Origin of the sequence: Rhodococcus sp. MALMAid1271 (assembly GCF_049195265.1) — a bacterium.
Classification (GTDB): Bacteria; Actinomycetota; Actinomycetes; order Mycobacteriales; family Mycobacteriaceae; genus Rhodococcoides.
The window spans coordinates 1-740 of record NZ_JBMIRQ010000005.1; the positions used below are offsets into that span (position 1 = coordinate 1).

Below are 740 nucleotides of genomic sequence, written 5' to 3' on the forward strand. Positions count from 1 at the left end.
TCGGCCTTCGCGCGTTCGCGGGCGAGGGAGCGATCTCGCATTTCCTCGAACTTGGTGGCCTGACGCTCGAGGTCCTCGAGGAACGCGGCCAGTTCCTCACGCTTGTTCTCCCCGCGGCCGGTGAAGTCGTTGCGCTCGAACACGCTCCATTTGCGCAGTACCGGCCAGACGACGTCCTCGAGGTGCTGACGCAGGTCGTAGATGCCGTGCTTGGCCATCAGCACACCGTTGCGGCGGAAGTTCGGCATACCTGCACCGGGCATCACGAAGTTGGTCACGATGTCGGACACCGCGTCGAGCGTCTGGTCGGGGGCGATGTCCATCGCCGCGCCGGTGATGTTGCGGTAGAAGATCATGTGCAGGTTCTCGTCGGCGGCGATGCGCTGAAGCATCCGGTCGGCGATGGGATCGTCGCAGACCTTGCCGGTGTTGCGGTGCGAGACGCGGGTGGCGAGTTCCTGGAACGTCACGTACGCCACCGAATGCAGCAGACCGACCCCCGCGCCTGCAGGCGAGGCATAACCATTGGTCATGTGGATCATGCGGGCTTGTTCGAGTGCGACGGGATCGACGCCGCGGGTGACGACGAGGTAATCGCGCATGACGATGCCGTGGCGGTTCTCCTCGGCGGTCCACCGGCCGACCCAGGTTCCCCATGCACCGTCCTGGGAGAAGTTCTCGGCGATCTCCCGGTGGTAGGAGGGCAGGTTGTCCTCGGTGAGCAGGTTGGTGATCATCGC

At 64.7% G+C, this 740-nt stretch carries 1 protein-coding gene; it reads right to left on the reverse strand.

Annotated elements, in window-relative coordinates:
* Positions 1–740, reverse strand: a 740-nt coding sequence (locus ACOQFP_RS00025) for an acyl-ACP desaturase (RefSeq protein WP_421583071.1), incomplete at both ends; no start/stop codon positions are given.